This window comes from Pseudomonas sp. SCPG-7, assembly GCF_002156405.1.
GTDB classification, from domain to species: domain Bacteria; phylum Pseudomonadota; class Gammaproteobacteria; order Pseudomonadales; family Pseudomonadaceae; genus Aquipseudomonas; species Aquipseudomonas parakoreensis.
The window spans coordinates 80,274-100,282 of the sequence record NZ_MVOO01000009.1 but is presented as its reverse complement, the minus strand read 5'-3'; the positions used below and the strand labels follow the sequence as shown (position 1 = coordinate 100,282).

The following is a 20,009-nucleotide window of genomic DNA, read 5'->3' as shown; positions in this document are numbered from 1 at the left end:
GCTTAGGCGCTGGTCAGCCTGCTTTTCAGCGGGCGTTTTGGCGGTTTCACGGCAGAACCGGCCAAAGGCGTCTAAAACGTAGAAAATACGCTTGCTGAAACGTTTAATCTAGATTGATCGGCACGTTACTCGATAATGTCTCATCCTTGAAGTCCAACTTGTCGGATGCGCTGCGACAATAGTCGTCTGCCTGAATCGGGTAGGATTGGCGAAAATGTCGCGGCAAGCTCGAAAAAACAAGGAAATACCGGGTTGAAACTCAGTGATATCGCGCGGTTGGCCGGAGTGTCCGTGACCACCGCCAGCTACGTCATCAACGGCAAGGCCGAACAGCAACGCATCAGCAACGCCACGGTCGAGCGGGTGCGTGCGGTCGTCGAACAGCACGGCTTCACCCCCAATCCACAAGCGGCCGGGTTGCGCAGTCGGCACACGCGCACGTTGGGCTTTATTCTGCCGGATCTGGAAAACCCCAGTTATGCGCGGATCGCCAAACTGCTCGAGCAAGGCGCGCGGGCGCGGGGTTATCAGTTGCTGATCGCCAGCTCCGACGACGCGCCGGACAGCGAGCGCCAGTTGCTGCAACTGTTCAAGGCGCGCCGCTGCGATGCGCTGATTGTCGCCAGTTGCCTGCCGGCCGGTGACGACAGCTATCGCCAGTTGCAGGCCAAGGGTCTGCCGATCATCGCCATCGACCGGGTCATGGAACCCGAGCACTTCTGCTCGGTGATCAGTGACGACCGCGAAGCCAGCCTGCACCTGACTCAGAGCCTGCTCGCCCCGCAGCCAAAGCAGATCGTGCTGCTCGGCGCACGTCCGGAGCTGAGCATCAGTCAGGAACGTGCGGCCGGCTTCAAGCAGGCACTGCTCGACTTCAAAGGCGAAGTGCTGATCGAGCACGCCGAGTCCTTCAGCCGCGAATGCGGCAAGCAACTGATGGAAGAACTCCTGCAACGTCTGGGGCATTTGCCGGATGCACTGGTGACCACCTCCTACGTGCTGCTGCAGGGCGTGTTCGATGCGCTGCATGACTTCCCGCTCAAATCCCGTCCGCTGCGCCTGGGCACCTTCGGTGACACGCAGTTGCTCGACTTCCTGCCATTGCCGGTCAACGCCATGGCCCAGCAGCACCAGTTGATCGCCGACAAGGCGCTGGAACTGGCGTTGGCTGCGGTTGAGCAAGCCGAATACAAGCCTGGCGTGCAGGCCATCGCGCGGACCTTCAAGCAGCGCATTCACCGGGACTGAGCCGTGGAGCTGATCGACAGCCACACCCACCTCGACTTCCCCGACTTCGACGCCGATCGCGCGGCGTTGCTCGCCGAAAGCCGCGCTCTCGGCGTGCGGCGGATGGTGGTGCTGGGGGTTTATCAGGGCAATTGGCAACGGCTGTGGGAGCTGGTGCAGAGCGATGCCGACTTGTATGCAGCGTTCGGTCTGCATCCGGTGTACCTCGATCAGCATCGACCCGAAGACCTGCGCGCACTCGGCGACTGGCTGACGCGGCTGCGCGGCCATCGGCAACTGTGTGCGGTGGGCGAGATCGGTCTGGATTACTTCATCGAAACCCTCGACCGCGAACGCCAGCAAGCGCTGTTCGACGCGCAACTGCAACTGGCGGCAGACTTCGATTTGCCGGCGCTGATCCACGTCCGCCGCAGCCACGCAGCCGTAATCGCCACGCTCAAGCGCTTCAAGCTCAAACGCGCCGGGATCATCCACGCCTTCGCCGGCAGCCGCGAAGAGGCACGCGAATACATCAAACTCGGTTTCAAACTGGGGCTGGGCGGCGCGCCAACCTGGCCGCAGGCGTTGCGCATGCATCGCGTGCTGGCGGATCTGCCGCTGGCGTCGATCGTGCTGGAAACCGACTCACCGGACATGGCGCCGGCGATGTTTCCCGGCGTACGCAATACACCGGCACACTTGCCGGCGATCTGTGCGGCGCTCGCCGAGTTGATGAACATCAGCCCGGAACAATTGGCCGCCGCCAGCACTGCCAACAGCTGCGAAGTGTTCGGTTGGTAATCAGTCGCCGTGGGCCTTGGCCGCTTCGAGAATCAAGGTCATGTGCTGACGTTGACGGACAAAGCGTGCCAGTGCGAAGTAGATAAAAATCACAATTAACGACGCATTCAACTGTTCAGTCACGCTGAGCAGCCCGATCCATTCCATGACCAACGCCACCAGCAGCGCAGTGCACACGGTTACCGACGCGCTGAAGCGCAGCAATCCCAGCGAATCGAGGGACTTGAAGCGTTTGATCTGTTTAGGGCAGCGCAGCTCCAGTGCTTTCTCGCAGTGTGCGCAGGTGAACGGTTCGTTGATTGCGATGGCGTTGAGTTGCCAGGGTTTGAGTACCTGTAGGGTCTGGCAATGAGCACAACGGCCCTGGATTCCCAGGGTTGCAACGGACATGAGCGGCCTCCTCGACGCAATCAGCGGAACTCGGATACTGGCTCATTAATGACGAAAAGCCAGCCGTCGAAAGAAAACAGGAATTGGCTTACACGCGTAAGTATCAATGCATTACAAAATGTTCTGACATCTGCCCTGCTCCCCCTGTTGGAATGAGCATGTAGTGAGGGGATTCATACCCGATGGACTGCGCAGCGGTCCCTGATCACTTACAGGCTTGGGGCGGGACGCTGCGCGTCCCATCGGGGATGAATCCCCTCCCTACAGGTTTTCTGCCAAGGGGGCGCGGCAGGATTCAGACGCGGAACGCACTGATCAGCTGTTTGAGTTCCACCACCTGCGCCGACAATGCCCGGCTGGCGTCCTCGGTCTGATGCGCACCTTGGGCCGTGCGTTCACCGGCGCGGTTGATCTCGACGATGTTCTGGTCGATGTCATGCGCGACGGCGGTCTGCTGCTCCACGGCAGCGGCGATCTGCTGGTTCTGATCGACGATCATGCCTACCGCCCCCAGGATGTTTTCCAATGCCTGCTGGACCTTTTCCGACTGCCCGACCGTGCCGTTGGCCATCTGATGGCTGACGCCCATGGCTTTCACCGCCGCGCCGACGCCGCCATGCAGTTTGGCGATCATCTGTTCGATTTCTTCGGTCGATTGCTGAGTGCGCTTGGCCAACGTACGCACTTCATCTGCCACCACGGCGAAGCCACGGCCCTGCTCGCCGGCACGGGCCGCTTCGATGGCCGCGTTAAGCGCCAGCAGATTGGTCTGCTCGGCAATGCTCTTGATCACTTCCAGCACGCGGCTGATCGACTGGCTGTCGCTGGCCAACTGATTGATCACCAGCACCGATTGGTCGATCTCGCTGGCCAGCGCGGCAATGCTGCCCTGCTGCGACTCCACCAGTGTGCGGCCGCTGACGGTTTCATCGTTGACGCTGTGCGCACTGCTCACCGCTGCCGCCGCGCTGCGTGCAACTTCCAGCGAGGTCGCCGACATCTGATTCATCGCGGTCGCCACTTGCTCGATCTGCGTGCGCTGCCCGGCCACCGCCTGATTGCTTTGCGCGGAGACATTTTCCACCTGCCCGGCCTGGCGCTCGACCTCGGCCACCGTATGGCCGACCCGTTCGATCAGGTCGTGGATCTTCCTTACGGTGCCGTTGAACACCTCACCCAGCTCGCCGAGTTCATCGCGGCTGCTGGCCTTGAAATTGACCGTCATGTCACCGGCCGCGACCTTGTCCATCATCGCGCCCAAACGCTTGAGCGTGGTGCGGGTCGAGGCGTAGAAACCCGCGTAGAGATAGAAAATCAGCACGAACACCACTGACAACGCCACCGCCTGCAACACCATGTGCGTGCGGTTTTGCGCCAGGCGCTGTTGCAGTTGGGTATCGAGAAATTTCAAGGTCGCGTCATTGAGCTGGTAGGTCTGCGCCATCAGCCCGGTGACTTGGTCGTAAAACGTCTGCCACGGAGTATCGAGGGTCTCAGCCACCACGACTTTTGCTTCAAACAGTTCACTGGCCTGTTTGAGCGAGGTCTTGCTGCTGTCGGACGGCACACTGAGGCTGGCGCGCGCAGCCTGGCTGGAGTCGAGGGCGTCTGCCAGTTTCAGCGCGTATTCAGCCTGGAGCTTTTCGATCTGCGCCAGCAACTCGTCGAAACGGCTGCTCGACGAACTGTTGAGAAAACCCTGCCCCAACGAATACGAACCGATGGCCCGACCTTCGCCGAGAGTCTGCGTCACAGCCGGAGTGATAGTGGTGAGCAGCTCGCTGAGCTGGCGGATGTCGCTCTGGTTGTCACGGCTCAAACCGGCCTGACTGGCGATGATCTGGCTGAAAATCTGCGCGTTGCCGAGCAGCTTGCCGATCATTGCGCTTTTGCTTTGCAGGGAGCTTTCCACCTGTTGGGCCTTGAACGCGCTGATCATCTCATCGCGTTTGCCGTCGAACAGTTTGATCTGTTCGGGATCGTCGGTCATCGCCTGCAGACCTTGCAAGCGCGCCAGCACGGCTTGCTCCAGGCTGCTGATCTGCGCCTCGAGGTTGTCGGCCTTGCCGGACTGCCCGAGGACAACGTTGATCTGCACCAGATTATTCAGCGTTTCCAGATCCCGGCGCAGGCTCAGGCTGCTGCCCAGCAGATCGAGGCTCTGCAATTCGACCCGGGTGCCCTGGAATTCGCGGTAGGAATCGCGCACCAGGTAGAAATTGGTCACCAGCATCGGCACCAGGAACAGCACGCTGATCAGGCTGAACTTCATGCCGAAGCTCAGACGGTTCATCAGCGAGACGGCGGGATAGAGCAAGCTCTTCACTGGAAGTCTCCCTTGGTTTTTCTTGTTTTTATTGGCAGGCGCGGGGCGAAAGCAGATAGCCACTATCGGGCGCTGTCTCTGTATAGCTCAAATCGGCGGGAGGTTTTGTAACTTAAGGTTAACGACTTCAGGGCGAGACAAAGACCACTGTGGCGAGGGAGCTTGCTCCCGCTGGGTGGCGAAGCCACCCAGCGGGAGCAAGCTCCCTCGCCACAAAGTGTTTACTTGGATTTCTTAGTGAATCAGCACCGTCCACAAGGCAAACCCGGCATACCACAGCACCGCCGCGCGCAGCAGCAGTTCCCACAGGCAATCGAGGGTATTGATACCTTCAGGGCCGACCACCGGCGGCGGGATCTCGCCTGCTGCCAGGCCGACCTTGTTGATCAGATGCGCGGCGCTGATGTTCCAGTTCAACAGCTCGTGCAACATCACCCGGCTGACCGCGACGAAGTTGCCGACCAGTGCAAGGCTGGCAGCCAGCAGGCGCACCGGCAACCAGTCAAAGGCGTGACGTAACTGGCCGGCACGTTCGGCGAGCGCCGGGTTCTGGCTGTTTTCTTCCGCCAATGCCAGTAAGCGATAAGCCAGCGCCGCGACCGGACCGAGCACGAAGTACCAGAAAATCAGCGCGAAGAAGCTCTGATAGGCCTGCCACAGCAAGTGACTCTGGACCTGTTCCAGCAATTGCTCACCGCTGTCGGCACAGATATCCAGATCACGCTTGGCCACATGCGCGGCCGCTTGCAGGTCTTCACGCCGCCAGGCGTCACGGAACGGCCCGAGCCCTCCGAGCAGATCACCGCGGCCCAAGGCGTAAATCACCACCACCAAATGCACCGGCAAGGCCAACAAGCCGTACGCGACGGGTTCCAGTACCAGCAGCAACAAGCCGAGCAGCGCCACCGGCAGCAACACCAGAATGGTCAGCACCAGCCACGGTCGATTCGATAATCGTGGGCTGCTTTCGAGTTTGTGCAGCTCGCGGATCCATCCGCCATCGCGTTGAACCCGATGGCGCAAGGCCGAGAACTTCTCGATCCAGACCGCCAGCAGTAACACCAGAAAACTCATTGTCCTTCCTCTTGTGCCAGGGCTGCGCGGTAACGCGCCCAGTCGAATGCCGGGCCAGGATCGGTCTTGCGCCCGGGTGCGATGTCGCTGTGCCCGCAGATACGGGCGCCGGTGATGGCCGGAAATGCGGTTTGCAGCTGACGCGTCAGCGTGATCAGCGCCTGATACTGCGCATCGGTAAAGGGCAGATCATCGGTGCCTTCGAGCTCGATGCCCACGGAAAAATCGTTACAGGTTTCCCGGCCTTCGAACATCGACACGCCCGCATGCCACGCCCGCTCCAGACAGGAGACAAACTGGGTGACGCGGCCGTCACGTTCGATCAGAAAATGCGCCGAGACGCGCAAGTCGGCAATCCCTGCAAAATAGGGATGCTCGGTGACATCCAGACGATTCTGGAAAAATTCCTGCACCTTGCCGGTGGCGAACTGCGCCGGCGGCAGGCTGATGTTGTGGATCACCAACAGGGAGATTTCGCCCGCAGGGCGTTCATTGAAGTTGGGCGATGGGCAGACCTGCACCCCGTGACACCACCCGCTAGCGGGATCCAACTGCATACCGATTCCTTCAACGCCGACTGTGTTGGCGCCCAGTATGCCGTGATCGGCCCCCGGCGCGCGATCACTTGCCGCGATTGAGGCGCCGCAGATTGCCGAGCACCGACTCCAGCGCCCGATCAAACAGCAAGGTGTCATCCAGCGCCCGCACCGCGCCCCGGCGGAATTCAAGGGCCAGGTCGATGCGGCTGCGCTCCAGCACTTTCATCCCGGTACGATCGACAAACACGTATTTGCCGGTGGCTTCGATGACCGCCGCGAGCTTGCAGCGCAGGCTGTGCTCGTCGTCTTCCTGAAAGGCGACCCAACTGCCCAGACGCAGTTGCTCCACCTGACGCAGGCCGGGGTCGTCATGCGCCAGGCCACTGGCATTCAGGCCGATCGCGCCCTCATCAGCGCTGCGCAGGGTAATGTGCTGCGACACTTCAACCAGCGCCGGCGCATCGGCCGGCGGCGGCTCGGATGAGGGCTCAAGCACCCGCACATGCAACGCTTCCAGCTCGCTGAAAAATTCGCTGGTGGCGAACGGATCGAACGCCGAACTGCTCAGGCCATCACGCAATGATTTGAGCAAACCGGGCACCAGCGCCAGCAATCGCAGACCGGCGTCCGCCTCGTCATGACGCTGCACGCTCCAGATCAATTGTTCCATGGTCTGTACATCGGCCTGCCATTCAGCCGACTGGTCGCCATGCTTGAGGCACGTCAGCAGCAACACTTTGCTCCACGCATCACGCACGAACATTACCACCGAAGGCGGCAGGACTTTCCCCAGCAGCGCCAGATTCAACACCTGCTCGACCCGCTGCCGGGCCAACTCGGTTTTCGCTCGCCCTTCTTCGGCGTCGCGCAAACGCTGCTCAAGCAATTCGCTGCGCCGCCGCTCATCGCTGGTGAAGGCGAGGAAGTCTGCGAGCAATTCGGAGAAGATCGCCGGGTCGTCAACGAACTCGGTGAGCAGGCGCTGCACCACTTGTTCAATGCGCAGATACAGACTGTCACGCGCCTCGCCGCTGCAATCGCCCCAGCCCATGGCGGCATCGGCGATTTCATTGAGCAGGCGTCGCGCCGGGTGGCTGCCACGGCTGAAGAAGCTTTTGTCGAGCACCGCCACTTTGAGCATCGGAATCTGCAAACGGGCGATCAACGCCTTGAGCGAATCCGGCAGGTTAGGGTCTTCGAGGATGCAGTCGAAGACCATCGCAATCAGATTGATCACGTCTTCATCCGCACCGTCGACGATGCGCGATTTGCCGCTCCTGACGCTGACCCGCGTCAGCAATTGTTCGAGCTGGTTGCGCAGGTCGAAGTCATCCTGCGCCGCCAGCGCCGGGACGTATTGCTGCAGATGCGAGAGCAGGCGCAACAGATCGCGGGTACTGATCGGCTGCGTCGCGACGCTCGGCTCCAGGGTCGGCGCGACGCTGCCGCGCACGTGCAGGAGCAACTCCTGCAACGCGGCGAAAACTTCCTGTACACCTTCGTCGGCGGGAGCCGGCTCGTCGCTTTCTTCGCTGCTGATGCTCGCTGCCGCACGCTCGATCGCGCGACGCGCAGGTGCTGGTTTCAACTCGGGCAGCACGCCAGTGGCGACCAGCAATTGATTGGCTTCGGCGTACAACGGCTCGGTGTCGGCCAGTACGTAGCGTTCGAACAGTTTGAGCAAGATCAGCTTGACCTTGATCTCCACCCCCAGGTTGCGCCCGGCTTGCAGAAAAAACTCGCAGAGCATCGTCGGCCCGAGCGGGTTGTGCTGGTTGTCGAAATTCTTGCCCAGCAACACGTTGAGCCGCGCGGTCAGTTGATTGAGGGCAAAGCCGTCACGCTTGAGCACCCGACCGACCATGGTCTCGACCGCTACATTGCGCTCCATGTCGTCGGTGCGCGGTGCCGACTCTTCGAACATCAACGAATCGGGCAACGTGTGCTGAACGGGGTCGTACCGGATGAGGGCGACGAAGGCTTCGAAAAATTGTTCGAGAAACCCGCGCTCGATGTTTTTGCGTTTGAGGCGCAGGTCGCGCATGGCTTCGAAAAAGATGTTCTGTTCGACATCGTTGCGCGCCCGGTCGGCCATTTCAAACAGGGTGTCGTCGGCGTTATCGAACAACTCCTGCAAACCGTGGCGCAGTTGCTGGGCCGCCTTGTCGCGGACCTGAAGCAGAATCACAGGCAGGCGGGCGAGCGGCGAGTGATTCGCCTGATCGGTAGCGGCCTTGTGCAAAGGCACTACATTCCCGTCGTTGTGCATCCAAGCCTCCTGAAACGGTGATTCCACTGGGCAGTTACCGCGCAATTCCCTGTGGGAGCGGGCTTGCTCTCACATCAGCGTCAAAGCCATGACGTCAAATGCAAGGCGGATTATCTTGCAAAACTTGTCGCGGGCGCTATAGCCGTCAGGGTTTCCCCTATGCCTGCAACACCTTCCAGTGACCATGAGAAGCGCTGCTTTGCTCACAGAAAATCGACCAGTTGCAGTCTGCCACGCGCGTTCTCGCCTTGGGTTGGCTCTCGCCATGCCCCTATAATCGGCGCACTTAGTTTGTGGAGCCCGTTATGCCGAATCTACGTCTCGCCGATCTGACCGCCGAAATCGAAGCCAACGTGCGCCGCGCGTTGCTCGAAGACGTCGGCAGCGGCGACATCACCGCGCAACTGATCCCGGCCGAACGTCTGGCCAAAGCCACCATTATTACTCGCGATGAGGCCGTCATCTGCGGCACGGCGTGGGTCGACACGGTGTTTCGCCAGCTCGATCCGCGCGTCGCGGTGCATTGGCAGGTGCGGGATGGCGAACGGGTCAAACCCAATCAGCCGCTGTTTCATCTGGAAGGCCCGGCGCGTTCGTTGCTGACGGGCGAGCGCAGCGCGCTGAACTTCCTGCAACTGCTGTCCGGCGTGGCGACGCGTGCGCAGTACCTGGCGGACTTCGTGGCCCAGACCCAGGTCAAGCTGCTGGATACCCGCAAGACACTGCCGGGCCTGCGTCTGGCGCAGAAATACGCAGTGACCTGCGGCGGCTGCCACAACCACCGCATCGGCCTCTACGACGCGTTCCTGATCAAGGAAAACCACATCGCCGCCAGCGGCGGCATTGCGCAGGCCATCGCCGCCGCGCACAAGATCGCGCCGGGCAAACCGGTGGAAGTCGAAGTGGAGAGTCTGGAAGAGCTGAAAGAAGCGCTGACAGCCGGCGCCGACATCATCATGCTCGACGAGCTGAGCCTGGATGACATGCGCGAAGCCGTGCGCCTGAACGGCGGCAAGGCCAAACTGGAAGCCAGTGGCGGCATCAACGAAAGCACGCTGCTGCCGATTGCCGAGACCGGGGTGGATTACATCTCGATCGGTGCGATGACCAAGGATGTGAAGGCAGTGGACCTGTCGATGCGTCTGAGCCTCTGAGGCCCTCACGCCATAAAAAACGCCAGCCCGGTTAAGGCTGGCGTTTTTGTTTCAGACCACCAGATTGTTCATCTCGCAGTACTCTTCCCAATCGACGCCCAACACTTCGGCCGCCTCCTTGTGCAGTTCCAGACGCTTGGCCTCAAACTCTTCAGGGGTGCTGGTGTACTTGAGCGTCAACTCCCACGGCTGCAAGCCCTGGGCCTCGGCTTCGTCCTCGAACGCCCACTGGATCTGGTCCTTCTGCTCATCAGGACTCAGGTCCTTGATCTCTTCCAGCAGTTGGGGCGCGTCGAGCTTGTATTTCTCCAGCGCTTGTTCGTGACGTTGCTCTTGAGTTAATTCGGTCATGGCGTTCTCGCTGATCGTAAGAATGGAGGATGGATCTGGATCATCAAGGATCTCTCTGACGCGGATTGTCCGGCCTTCGGAACCATTCGGGATCATCTGAAAACTGCTAAGCGATGCTCATGCAGGCACCGAATATAGGACGTTTGCATGACGAATTACACGGCTCTTTACATCTCTTGCACAAAAACTTGACCTGCGGAACATAAATCCGGATTTTGAGTCATAGCGATGTGCCACTTCAGCACTCACTCTTGCTGTTCACAAGGAAAACCAGTGATGCGCAGCTTTTCGAAGATTTGTTCCGTTGTGTCTGCCAGTGCCTTGCTCGCCGCCATGCTGTTGCCGGCCAGCGCCATGGCGCTTGAATTGAGCAACAGCAGCTCATCCTATGGCGACAAGGTTTCGCTGATTCACAATGACTACGGCAAGGATGTTGTCATCAAAAGCGATATCAGCATTGATGAACTGCAAAAGATCCGCGATACCGTCCGCGATCAGTCACGTCAGATTGAAGAACTCAAACGCAGCAGCGGTTCGAGTTCGAATTCCAGCAGCAAGGAAATCGATGACCTGAAGAGCAAGGTCAAGGATCAGGACCGGCAACTGGACACCCTCGGACGCCAGGTCGAAGACCTCAAGCGCAACAGCGGCTCGAGCTCGAATTCCGCCAGCAGCGAGATTTCCAGCCTGAAGCAGAAAATCAACGATCAGGATCGCGCCATGGAACAACTCAAACGAACCGTCGAGGATCTGAGCCGCAAAGTGAAATAAGGGAAGTGGTGCCCGAGACAGGAATCGAACCTGCGACCTTCGCGTTACGAGTGCGCTGCTCTACCGGCTGAGCTACACGGGCGGTGGGCTAAACCTAGCACCGGTCTCGGGCTGCGGCAAATTTGAGCATGTTTCTGCTGATTATCACTTGTGGCGAGGGAGCTTGCTCCCGCTGGGTTGCGCAGCGACCCCATGCTTTCTGAGGCTGTTTTTTACGACTGCTGCGCAGCCGAGCGGGAGCAAGCGCCCTCGCCACAAATGCGTTTATGGCAGACAAAAAAATGCCCCGCCGTTTTCACGGCGGGGCATTTTCATTGCGCTAAAGCTGGGGGCTGATTAAACGCCCGAAGCCTTGGCCGCTGCCACGTCTTTGATGGACAGCTTGATACGGCCGCGGTTGTCCACGTCCAGTACCAGCACTTCCACTTCCTGGCCTTCTTTCAGGATGTCGGTGACTTTCTCTACGCGAGCGTCGCTCAGCATCGAGATGTGCACCAGACCGTCCTTGCCCGGCAGGATGTTGACGAATGCGCCGAAGTCGACAATGCGCTCAACCTTGCCGACGTAGATCTTGCCGATTTCAGCTTCTGCAGTGATGCTCAGAACGCGCTGGCGAGCAGCTTCTGCGGCATCCTTGGTTTCGCCGAAGATCTTGATCGAACCGTCGTCTTCGATGTCGATCGAGGCCTTGGTTTCTTCGCAGATCGCACGGATGGTCGCGCCACCTTTACCGATAACGTCACGGATCTTGTCGGTATCGATCTTCATCGCGATCATGGTCGGCGCGTTGGCCGACAGCTCGGTACGCGACTGACCGATGATCTGGTTCATCTGGCCGAGGATGTTCAGGCGCGCTTCCAGGGCCTGGCCCAGAGCGATTTCCATGATCTCTTCGGTGATGCCCTTGATCTTGATGTCCATCTGCAGCGCAGTAACGCCTTTGGCGGTACCGGCTACTTTGAAGTCCATGTCGCCCAGGTGGTCTTCGTCACCCAGGATGTCGGTCAGGACGGCGAATTTCTCGCCTTCTTTGACCAGACCCATGGCGATACCGGCAACCGGCGCCTTCATTGGCACACCAGCGTCCATCAGGGCCAGGGAAGCGCCGCAAACGGAAGCCATCGAGCTCGAACCGTTGGATTCGGTGATTTCCGAAACCACACGGATGGTGTACGGGAAAACGTCAGCGGCTGGCAGCATGGCCGAAACCGAACGACGGGCCAGACGGCCGTGACCGATTTCACGACGACCAGCGCCACCCATGCGACCACACTCGCCCACCGAGAACGGAGGGAAGTTGTAGTGCAGCATGAACGGGTCTTTTTTCTCGCCTTCCAGGGTGTCCAGCAGCTGTGCGTCACGGGCAGTACCCAGCGTCGCGACTACCAGAGCCTGGGTTTCGCCACGGGTGAACAGCGCCGAACCGTGAGTCTTAGGCAGAACGCCGACTTCGATGTTCAGCGGACGTACGGTGCGGGTGTCGCGGCCGTCGATACGTGGCTTGCCGTTAACGATGTTTTCGCGAACGGTGCGGTATTCGATTTCGCCGAAAGCGGCTTTGACGTCAGCAGCAGAAGGCTGGCCTTCTTCGCCGGACAGCTTGGCAACGACCTGGTCTTTCAGCTCGCCCAGACGTGCGTAGCGGTCAGCCTTGACGGTGATGGTGTAAGCCTGGGAGATCGCTTCGCCGAACTCGGCACGGATCGCGCCCAGCAGTTCGGTGGCTTCTGGAGCAGGCGCCCAGGTCCAGGTTGGCTTGGCAGCTTCAGCGGCCAGTTCCTTGACGGCGTTGATCACCACCTGGAACTCGTCGTGAGCAAACAGTACCGCGCCCAGCATCTGGTCTTCGGTCAGCTCTTTGGCTTCCGATTCAACCATCAGTACGGCGTCGGAGGTGCCGGCAACGACCATGTCCAGGCTCGAAGCAGCTTGCTGCTCGTAGGTCGGGTTCAGCAGGTAGCCGGTGCTTTCGTGGAAAGCGACGCGAGCGGCGCCGATCGGGCCGTCGAACGGAATACCGGAGATGGCCAGGGCAGCCGAGGTACCGATCATCGCAGCGATGTCCGGATCGGTCTTCTTGCTAGTGGAAACGACGGTGCAGACAACCTGCACTTCGTTCATGAAACCTTCTGGGAACAGCGGACGGATCGGACGGTCGATCAGTCGGGAAGTCAGGGTTTCTTTCTCGGAAGGACGGCCTTCACGCTTGAAGAAACCGCCAGGGATCTTACCGGCAGCGTAAGTTTTTTCCTGGTAATGAACGGACAGAGGGAAGAAACCCTTGCCTGGATCGGCTTGCTTGGCACCGACTACGGTCACCAATACGCTGACGTCGTCGTCAACGGTGACCAATACTGCGCCGGAGGCCTGACGGGCGATACGGCCGGTCTCGAGGGTAACGGTCGACTGACCGAACTGGAATTTTTTGATTACCGGGTTCACGGTGTCCTACCTTCTTTGTGGCTCTTGGGGGAACTGGTTTCTTGCGAAATTCTTGGGCAATGTCGGGAATCGGCCCGCTGACTGTCCGGGTAAAACGGTAGTGCAGATAAAACTTGAGGCTGGGAGCCTGCCAGCCACCAGCGGAAAACCGCTGATGCCTGACAGACAACCAACCTCATAGCGCAATCGCTGATTAGCGACGCAGACCCAGGCGGCCGATCAGAGCGCTGTAACGGCTCAGATCCTTGCCTTTCAGGTAGTCCAGCAGCTTGCGACGCTGGTTTACCATGCGGATCAGACCACGACGGGAGTGGTGGTCTTTACCGTTGGCCTTGAAGTGACCTTGCAGTTTGTTGATGTTGGCGGTCAGCAGTGCAACTTGCACTTCTGGCGAACCAGTATCACCAACAGCTTGCTGGTAGTCGGCAACGATTTGAGCTTTTTCTTGAACGTCGAGAGCCATGAGGCAATCCTTTTATCAGGAAACTGTTTCAAAAACAGTTTCAACAGGCCAGGGACAAATCCCTGTATCTATAAATGAGTAGTGACCGTGCCTGTTGACAGCCACACTCGCCGGCCTGCTGTTACACAGACCGGTTTCCGGTCATTCTGACCGAATCAGTCGACGCGGCGCGATGCGCCCGTCTTCGCTCACTTCACCGATACCGATGAAGCGACCGTTGTGATCCTGTACCCGTACCATGCCGAACTTCGGCGCATCCGGGGCACGTACTGGCTGGCCGTTGAGCCAGTAGAACGCACTCGCTTCGGAGAAGTGCAGCAGCGGCCAATCCTGCAGGCCGCTGTCCGATGGCATCAGGAAACGGTCGACCGCTTCGTTGCCGCCTTCGGCATGTACCGCTTCCAGCTCTTCGAGGGTCACGGTCTGCGCCAGGGTGAAAGGCCCGGCCTGGGTACGACGCAGTTCAGCGACGTACGCACCACAACCGAGTTGCTCACCGATATCCTCCACCAAAGTGCGAATATAGGTGCCCTTGCTGCAATCCACCGCAAGACGCGCAGTATCGCCTTCGAAGGCCAGCAATTCCAAGCGCGCAATAGTAACAGAACGCGGTTCGCGCTCCACTACTTCGCCTGCACGGGCCAGCTTGTACAGCGGCTGACCATCACGCTTGAGTGCCGAGTACATCGGCGGTATCTGACTGATTTGCCCGCGAAATTTCGGCAGAACCGCTTCGACATCGGCGCGACCAACGGTCACCGGGCGCTCCTGCAAAACCTCACCCTCAGCGTCCGCCGTGGTGGTGGTCTTGCCCAGTTGCGCGAGGGTTTCGTAACCCTTGTCGGAATCGAGCAGGTATTGCGAGAACTTGGTTGCTTCGCCAAAGCACAGCGGCAATACACCGGTGGCCAACGGGTCGAGGCTGCCGGTGTGACCGGCCTTCTCGGCGTTGAGCAACCAGCGAACCTTCTGCAACGCGGCGTTGGAGGTGAACCCCAGCGGCTTGTCGAGCAGGATGATACCGCTGACGTTACGACGGATACGTTTGACCTGAGCCACCGAATTACTCCTTGGTGTCTTCAGGTGCAGCAGCCACGTGCTGATTGTCCTCAGCCACGGCGCGCTCGATCAGGGCCGACAGATGCGCGCCACGCACGACGCTTTCGTCGTAGTGGAAGTGCAATTGCGGCACGCTGCGCAGCTTCATTTCACGAGCCAGTTGCATGCGCAGGAAACCTGCGGCAGCGTTGAGCACCTTGATGCTTTGCGCGATGTCTTCGGCGTTGTCCTGCCCCATCACGGTGATGAAGATCTTCGCGTGACCGACGTCACGGCTGACTTCCACAGCAGTAATGGTGACCAGGCCGACGCGCGGGTCTTTGACTTCACGACGGATCAGCTGGGCCAGCTCACGCTGCATCTGATCGCCGATACGTTGGGTACGGCTGTATTCTTTTGCCATGATTTTGTTACCTGTTACTGCCCTACGGTGAAACCCGCAAGGTCTGAAAGCGGCAAACGCCCGGCCTGACAAAAGCCAGACCGGGCGTTGCGTTTAGAGTCCTGACGCCGTGGCGCGCATCTGCATGCGGCGGCTCGGCGTGGCCCTTGAAGTGCGCGAGTCAGAGGCTGCGAGCAACCTGAACCTTCTCGAAGACTTCGATCTTGTCACCGACTTTGACGTCGTTGTAGCTCTTCACGCCGATACCGCATTCCATGCCGGCACGTACTTCGGAAGCGTCATCCTTGAAGCGGCGCAGGGATTCCAGCTCGCCTTCGAAGATAACGATGTCTTCACGCAGTACACGGATCGGACGGTTACGGTGCACAACACCTTCGATCACCATGCAACCGGCGATCGCGCCAAACTTCGGCGAACGGAACACGTCACGCACTTCGGCCACACCCAGGATGTTCTCGCGAACATCGCTGCCGAGCATGCCGGTCAGGGCTTTCTTGACGTCTTCGATGATGTCGTAGATCACGTTGTAGTAACGCATGTCCAGACCTTCCTGCTCGACGATCTTGCGTGCGCCAGCATCGGCACGCACGTTGAAGCCGAACAGTACAGCGTTGGAAGCCAGTGCCAGGTTGGCGTCGGATTCGGTGATACCACCGACACCGCCACCGACTACGCGCACTTGCACTTCGTCGTTGCCCAGGCCGTTCAGAGCGCCCTGCAAAGCTTCCAGCGAACCACGGACGTCGGATTTGAGGACGATGTTGAGCGTCTTCTTCTCTTCCTGGCCCATGTTTTCGAAGATGTTTTCCAGCTTGCCGGCGTGAGCGCGAGCCAGTTTGACTTCGCGGAACTTGCCTTGACGGAACAGAGCCACTTCACGGGCTTTCTTCTCGTCGGCAACCACGCTCATCTCGTCGCCAGCGTCCGGCGTACCGTCAAGACCCAGGATCTCGACCGGAATGGCCGGACCAGCTTCCTTGATTGGCTTGCCGTTCTCGTCGAGCATGGCGCGCACGCGGCCATAGTTCGAGCCGACCAGCACCATGTCGCCTTGACGCAGCGTACCGTCCTGAACCAGAACAGTGGCTACCGGGCCACGACCCTTGTCCAGACGCGATTCGACGACAACACCACGGCCAGGAGCCGATGGGGTGGCGGTCAGTTCGAGCACTTCGGCCTGCAGCAGAACGGCTTCGAGCAGTTCGTCAACGCCGGTACCCATTTTCGCCGAAACCGGTACAAATGGCGTGTCGCCGCCCCAGTCTTCGGAAGTCACGCCGTGAACCGACAGTTCGCTGCGGATGCGATCGAGGTCGGCACCTGGCTTGTCGATCTTGTTCACCGCAACCACCAGGGGAACGCCAGCCGCCTGAGCATGCTGAACAGCCTCGATGGTTTGCGGCATCACGCCGTCGTCCGCCGCAACGACCAGGATCACGATGTCGGTCGCCTTGGCACCACGGGCACGCATTGCGGTAAACGCAGCGTGACCAGGGGTGTCGAGGAACGTCACCATGCCACGGTCGGTTTCAACGTGGTATGCACCGATGTGCTGGGTAATGCCGCCGGCTTCGCCTGCAGCTACCTTGGCACGACGGATGTAGTCGAGCAGGGAAGTCTTACCGTGGTCAACGTGGCCCATTACGGTCACGACTGGCGCACGGGAAACTGCCTCGCCTTCAAACTTCAGGGACTCGGCCAGGGAATCTTCCAGGGCGGTGTCGCTGACCAGGGTCACTTTGTGGCCCAGTTCTTCAGCTACCAGTTGAGCAGTTTCCTGATCGAGTACCTGGTTGATGGTCGCTGGAGTGCCCAGTTTGAACATGAACTTGATGATTTCAGCAGCCTTGACCGACATCTGCTGGGCAAGATCGCCAACAGTGATGGTCTCGCCGATCTTCACTTCACGCACGACAGGACCGGTAGGGTTCTGGAAACCGTGAGCGTTGCGCTTCTTCAGCTTGGCCTTGCCGCGACCACCACGACGGAAGCCATCGCTTTCTTCGTCGGTAGTGCGTGGCGCCACTCGTGGAGCCGGCGCTTTTTCTTTGACCGATGCGCGATGCGGAGCGTTTTTGCGCTCGCCATCGCCGCCGCCACGACGACTGTTATCGTCGGCACGTGGTTTGTCCGGACGGCGCTGTTCGTCACGCTTGCGCGTGTCGGCAGCTGGCGCAGCAGCGACAACCGGTGCGGCTTCGCGCACAGGTTCAGCGACTGGCGCAGGTGCTGCAACAGCTTCGGCAGGAGCGCTCGGCGCAGCAGCAGGCTGGCGACGCGCTTCTTCTTCAGCGCGCTGCTTGGCTTCTTCTTCAGCCTTCTGACGGGCAGCATTTTCTACTGCGCGACGCTCTTCCAGTTCACGCTGGCGCTCGGCTTCGATTTCTTCCGGGCTACGCTGTACGAAAACCTTCTTCTTGCGAACTTCTACGCTGATGCTCTTGCTACCAGCCACACGCAGGGTGCTGGTGGTTTTACGCTGCAGCGTGATTTTGCGTGGTTCTTCCACTTTCGCCTTGTGGCTGCTTTTCAAGTGAGTCAGCAGGGATTGCTTCTCACTGTCAGTCACATGTTCTTCGGCGGCGGTGTGCGGCAGACCTGCCTCACGCATCTGCTGCAACAGGCGCTCTACCGGTGTTTTGACCTCATCGGCCAGTTGTTTCACCGTGACTTGCGTCATGCACTTCTCTCCTCAGGCCGCGCCTAATTACTCGAACCAGTGGGCTCGGGCGGCCATGATCAACTTGCCGGCACGATCATCGTCAATGCCGTCGATGTCGAGCAGGTCGTCAATAGACTGCTCGGCCAGGTCTTCGCGGGTAATTACGCCGCGCACCGCCAGTTCCATCGCCAAATCCTTGTCCATACCCTCAAGCGAGAGCAGGTCTTCGGCCGGATGGGCGTCTGCCAGCTTTTCCTCAGTAGCGATGGCTTTGGTCAACAAACGATCCTTGGCACGAGCGCGAAGCTCGTTGACGATGTCTTCGTCAAAGCCGTCGATGTTGAGCATTTCTTCCAACGGTACGTAGGCAATCTCTTCCAGGCTGGTGAAGCCTTCATCTACCAGCACCTGAGCCAGCTCTTCGTCGACTTCCAGCTCGTCGATGAAGTTGCGCAAGATGTCGCCGGTTTCTGCTTGCTGCTTAGCCTGGATGTCCGATTCGGTCATCACGTTCAGGGTCCAGCCAGTCAACTGGCTCGCCAGACGCACGTTCTGACCACCTCGACCGATGGCCTGAGCCAGGTTGTCTGCGCCAACGGCGATGTCCATTGCATGGGCATCCTCGTCAACGATAATGGCCGCCACTTCTGCCGGCGACATGGCATTGATCACGAACTGCGCCGGGTTATCGTCCCACAGGACGATATCGACACGCTCGCCACCCAACTCGCCCGACACGGCCTGGACGCGCGAACCGCGCATACCGATGCACGCGCCCTGCGGGTCGATGCGTTTGTCCTTGGAACGGACAGCGATCTTGGCACGCGAACCCGGATCACGGGACGCCGCCATGACTTCAATCAGGCCTTCGGCGATTTCCGGCACTTCGATGCGGAACAACTCGATCAGCATTTCCGGCGCGGTACGCGACAGGATCAACTGCGGGCCGCGGTTCTCGGTGCGGATTTCCTTGAGCAGTGCACGCAGACGCACACCGACACGGAAGGTTTCGCGAGAAATGATGTCTTCACGGGCCAGCAACGCTTCGGCGTTGTTGCCCAGATCGACGATCACGTTGTCGCGGGTGACTTTCTTCACGGTGCCGGAGATGATTTCTCCCAGGCGCTCGCGATAGGCGTCGACCACTTGAGCGCGCTCGGCTTCACGCACTTTCTGCACGATGACCTGTTTGGCGGTCTGTGCTGCAATGCGCCCGAACTCGATGGATTCGATCTTTTCTTCGACGACGTCGCCGACCTTGGCGCCCGGATGCGTTTCGGCAACCTTGCTTGGCCAGGTTTCGATCGCAGGATCGTCGAGATCATTCTCTTCGACGACTGTCCAGCGACGGAAAGTCTCGTAGGAACCGGTGTGGCGGTTAATTTCCACACGCAGGTCAACTTCGTCTTCAAAACGCTTTTTGGTAGCAGTGGCCAGAGCCAGCTCCAGCGCTTCAAAAATCACGCTTGCCGGTACACCCTTTTCATTGGATACCGACTCAACAACCAGCAGTACTTCTTTGCTCATCGTACGCCTCGCCTTTCGCAAGCCATTGGATCCGCGGGATCCGCGTCTCAGTCAAAACTGGGAATAATGTTGGCCTTGTCGATCATATCGATCGGCAACAGGAACTCATGGTCTTCTACCTGCACCACGACGTCCTGTTCTTCTACACCGCGCAGAAGGCCCTGAAAGTTGCGTCGACCCTCAAAAGGCGAGCGCAGCTTGATCTTCACTTGTTCACCGGCAAATTTTGCAAACTGCTCAAGAGTGAACAGTGGGCGTTCCATGCCAGGCGAGGAAACTTCGAGGGTGTATTCAACGGAGATCGGATCTTCAACATCCAGGACACCGCTGATCTGACGGCTGACAATGGCGCAATCGTCCACCAGCACGCCACCCTCTTTATCGATATAAACGCGCAACATCGAGTGACGACCTTGAGCCGAAAACTCGATACCCCAGCATTCATAGCCTAGGGCCACGACCACCGGGGCCAACAAGGCCTGCAACTCTTCTAGCTTGCTCGACACCTGAACCCCCTCGTGCATGTAAATGCATGCGCTGCAAAATAAAAA

17 protein-coding genes and 1 tRNA gene are annotated in these 20,009 nt (G+C 59.5%); 4 read left to right on the top strand and 14 right to left on the bottom strand.

The genetic code is table 11. From position 1 onward, the window contains the following. Nucleotides 1–252 precede the first annotated feature (252 nt). Both cra and B1722_RS17790 read left to right on the top strand, forming a co-directional pair. The gene (cra, locus tag B1722_RS17795; protein WP_041066838.1) at nucleotides 253–1,248 is read left to right on the top strand and encodes a catabolite repressor/activator; all 996 of its coding nucleotides are present in this window, start codon (nucleotides 253–255) and stop codon (nucleotides 1,246–1,248) included. A gap of 3 nt (nucleotides 1,249–1,251) precedes the next feature. Next, complete coding sequence (locus B1722_RS17790; RefSeq protein ID WP_086793714.1) at nucleotides 1,252–2,028, top strand: TatD family hydrolase; 777 nt, start codon at nucleotides 1,252–1,254, stop codon at nucleotides 2,026–2,028. Here the strand turns inward: B1722_RS17790 and B1722_RS17785 are convergent, their stop codons facing one another. From B1722_RS17785 to B1722_RS17765, 5 genes are all read right to left on the bottom strand, one after another. Then, nucleotides 2,029–2,418 carry a hypothetical protein gene (locus tag B1722_RS17785; protein WP_086793712.1) on the bottom strand — a complete coding sequence of 130 codons (390 nt, stop codon included), beginning with the start codon at nucleotides 2,416–2,418 and terminating at the stop codon, nucleotides 2,029–2,031. A 295-nt stretch (nucleotides 2,419–2,713) separates the two neighbouring features. Then, nucleotides 2,714–4,744 (bottom strand): methyl-accepting chemotaxis protein, encoded by a 2,031-nt coding sequence (locus tag B1722_RS17780; RefSeq protein WP_086793710.1) that lies wholly within the window; start codon nucleotides 4,742–4,744, stop codon nucleotides 2,714–2,716. 234 nt (nucleotides 4,745–4,978) lie between these two features. Continuing rightward, nucleotides 4,979–5,818 (bottom strand): regulatory signaling modulator protein AmpE, encoded by an 840-nt coding sequence (ampE, locus tag B1722_RS17775; RefSeq protein WP_086793708.1) that lies wholly within the window; start codon nucleotides 5,816–5,818, stop codon nucleotides 4,979–4,981. Next, complete coding sequence (ampD, locus tag B1722_RS17770) at nucleotides 5,815–6,375, bottom strand: 1,6-anhydro-N-acetylmuramyl-L-alanine amidase AmpD (protein ID WP_041066823.1); 561 nt, start codon at nucleotides 6,373–6,375, stop codon at nucleotides 5,815–5,817. Before ampD ends, ampE begins: the two co-directional genes overlap by 4 nt. 64 nt (nucleotides 6,376–6,439) lie before the next feature. Beyond that, nucleotides 6,440–8,626: a DUF1631 domain-containing protein gene (locus B1722_RS17765; protein WP_041066820.1), complete on the bottom strand. Its 2,187-nt coding sequence runs from the start codon at nucleotides 8,624–8,626 to the stop codon at nucleotides 6,440–6,442. 305 nt (nucleotides 8,627–8,931) lie between these two features. Between B1722_RS17765 and nadC the strand changes: the two genes are divergently transcribed. After that, nucleotides 8,932–9,780 carry a carboxylating nicotinate-nucleotide diphosphorylase gene (gene nadC / locus B1722_RS17760; protein WP_027610785.1) on the top strand — a complete coding sequence of 283 codons (849 nt, stop codon included), beginning with the start codon at nucleotides 8,932–8,934 and terminating at the stop codon, nucleotides 9,778–9,780. Between the two features lie 51 nt (nucleotides 9,781–9,831). Here nadC and B1722_RS17755 read toward each other — a convergent pair whose 3' ends face one another. After that, nucleotides 9,832–10,131 (bottom strand): DUF6388 family protein, encoded by a 300-nt coding sequence (locus tag B1722_RS17755; protein ID WP_041066817.1) that lies wholly within the window; start codon nucleotides 10,129–10,131, stop codon nucleotides 9,832–9,834. A 276-nt stretch (nucleotides 10,132–10,407) separates the two neighbouring features. Between B1722_RS17755 and B1722_RS17750 the strand changes: the two genes are divergently transcribed. After that, nucleotides 10,408–10,902, top strand: a complete 495-nt coding sequence (locus B1722_RS17750) for a hypothetical protein (RefSeq protein ID WP_041066814.1) — start codon at nucleotides 10,408–10,410, stop codon at nucleotides 10,900–10,902. Between the two features lie 6 nt (nucleotides 10,903–10,908). Here the strand turns inward: B1722_RS17750 and B1722_RS17745 are convergent. From B1722_RS17745 to rimP, 8 genes are all read right to left on the bottom strand, one after another. Then, nucleotides 10,909–10,984 (bottom strand) — tRNA-Thr (locus B1722_RS17745). Between the two features lie 254 nt (nucleotides 10,985–11,238). Continuing rightward, complete coding sequence (gene pnp, locus B1722_RS17740; RefSeq protein WP_007961443.1) at nucleotides 11,239–13,344, bottom strand: polyribonucleotide nucleotidyltransferase; 2,106 nt, start codon at nucleotides 13,342–13,344, stop codon at nucleotides 11,239–11,241. Between the two features lie 193 nt (nucleotides 13,345–13,537). Next, nucleotides 13,538–13,807: a 30S ribosomal protein S15 gene (rpsO, locus tag B1722_RS17735; protein WP_003221553.1), complete on the bottom strand. Its 270-nt coding sequence runs from the start codon at nucleotides 13,805–13,807 to the stop codon at nucleotides 13,538–13,540. Nucleotides 13,808–13,948: 141 nt separating this feature from the next. Next, a complete protein-coding gene (gene truB, locus B1722_RS17730; RefSeq protein WP_024011571.1) occupies nucleotides 13,949–14,866 on the bottom strand; it encodes a tRNA pseudouridine(55) synthase TruB in 918 nt (305 codons plus the stop codon). Nucleotides 14,867–14,870: 4 nt separating this feature from the next. Next, nucleotides 14,871–15,269, bottom strand: a complete 399-nt coding sequence (rbfA, locus tag B1722_RS17725; RefSeq protein WP_007961438.1) for a 30S ribosome-binding factor RbfA — start codon at nucleotides 15,267–15,269, stop codon at nucleotides 14,871–14,873. A gap of 160 nt (nucleotides 15,270–15,429) precedes the next feature. Next, on the bottom strand, nucleotides 15,430–17,949 hold the full coding sequence (gene infB / locus B1722_RS17720) for a translation initiation factor IF-2 (protein ID WP_041066807.1): 2,520 nt from the start codon (nucleotides 17,947–17,949) through the stop codon (nucleotides 15,430–15,432). A gap of 27 nt (nucleotides 17,950–17,976) precedes the next feature. Continuing rightward, nucleotides 17,977–19,458 (bottom strand): transcription termination factor NusA, encoded by a 1,482-nt coding sequence (gene nusA / locus B1722_RS17715; protein ID WP_003221546.1) that lies wholly within the window; start codon nucleotides 19,456–19,458, stop codon nucleotides 17,977–17,979. Between the two features lie 47 nt (nucleotides 19,459–19,505). Further along, entirely contained in the window at nucleotides 19,506–19,964 is a 459-nt protein-coding gene (gene rimP, locus B1722_RS17710) for a ribosome maturation factor RimP (RefSeq protein ID WP_007973115.1), read from the bottom strand. Nucleotides 19,965–20,009: the final 45 nt, after the last annotated feature.

Excerpts from the sequence above, each read along its gene's own strand:
- B1722_RS17785 (WP_086793712.1), bottom strand. The coding sequence starts at position 2,418 with ATGTCCGTTGCAACCCTGGGAATCCAGGGCCGTTGTGCTCATTGCCAG.
- ampE (WP_086793708.1), bottom strand. The coding sequence starts at position 5,818 with ATGAGTTTTCTGGTGTTACTGCTGGCGGTCTGGATCGAGAAGTTCTCG.
- ampD (WP_041066823.1), bottom strand. The coding sequence starts at position 6,375 with ATGCAGTTGGATCCCGCTAGCGGGTGGTGTCACGGGGTGCAGGTCTGC.
- B1722_RS17765 (WP_041066820.1), bottom strand. The coding sequence starts at position 8,626 with ATGCACAACGACGGGAATGTAGTGCCTTTGCACAAGGCCGCTACCGAT.
- nadC (WP_027610785.1), top strand. The coding sequence starts at position 8,932 with ATGCCGAATCTACGTCTCGCCGATCTGACCGCCGAAATCGAAGCCAAC.
- B1722_RS17755 (WP_041066817.1), bottom strand. The coding sequence starts at position 10,131 with ATGACCGAATTAACTCAAGAGCAACGTCACGAACAAGCGCTGGAGAAA.
- B1722_RS17750 (WP_041066814.1), top strand. The coding sequence starts at position 10,408 with ATGCGCAGCTTTTCGAAGATTTGTTCCGTTGTGTCTGCCAGTGCCTTG.
- rpsO (WP_003221553.1), bottom strand. The coding sequence starts at position 13,807 with ATGGCTCTCGACGTTCAAGAAAAAGCTCAAATCGTTGCCGACTACCAG.
- rbfA (WP_007961438.1), bottom strand. The coding sequence starts at position 15,269 with ATGGCAAAAGAATACAGCCGTACCCAACGTATCGGCGATCAGATGCAG.
- infB (WP_041066807.1), bottom strand. The coding sequence starts at position 17,949 with ATGACGCAAGTCACGGTGAAACAACTGGCCGATGAGGTCAAAACACCG.
- nusA (WP_003221546.1), bottom strand. The coding sequence starts at position 19,458 with ATGAGCAAAGAAGTACTGCTGGTTGTTGAGTCGGTATCCAATGAAAAG.